At 65.4% G+C, this 358-nt stretch carries 1 protein-coding gene; it reads right to left on the bottom strand.

The genetic code is table 11. The features are described from left to right. Positions 1 to 221: ATP-binding cassette domain-containing protein (locus FJ658_RS15810; protein ID WP_141146267.1), on the bottom strand; the 221-nt coding region annotated here is incomplete at its 3' end. Positions 222 to 358: the final 137 nt, after the last annotated feature.

Raw genomic sequence — 358 nt, 5'->3', positions numbered from 1 at the left:
CGGAACGCCACGGTCTCGCCCTCGAAGACGATGTCGCCCTCGTAGCTGCCGTGCGGGTACACGCCCGACAGCACCTTCATGAGGGTGGACTTGCCTGCGCCGTTCTCGCCGCAGATGGCGTGGATCTCGCCGCGGGCGACCTCGATCGTCACATCCGACAGCGCCTTGACGCCCGGGAAGGTCTTGGTGATGCCGCGCATCTCCAGGATGTTGTTGCTCACGTTCGCCGACTTTCCTCGTTGACTCCGGAGAAGGTGGGGGAGGATCGCTCCTCCCCCACCATCATGGTGACCGAAACGGATCCGGCCTAGAGGCCCAGGTCCTCGGCCGTCCAGTAGCCCGTGTCGACGAGCGCTTC

Source organism: Schumannella sp. 10F1B-5-1 (assembly GCF_006517535.1).
Classification (GTDB): domain Bacteria; phylum Actinomycetota; class Actinomycetes; order Actinomycetales; family Microbacteriaceae; genus Schumannella.
The sequence above is the reverse complement of the archived record's forward strand: the minus strand, read 5'-3'. Positions and strand labels throughout refer to the sequence as shown.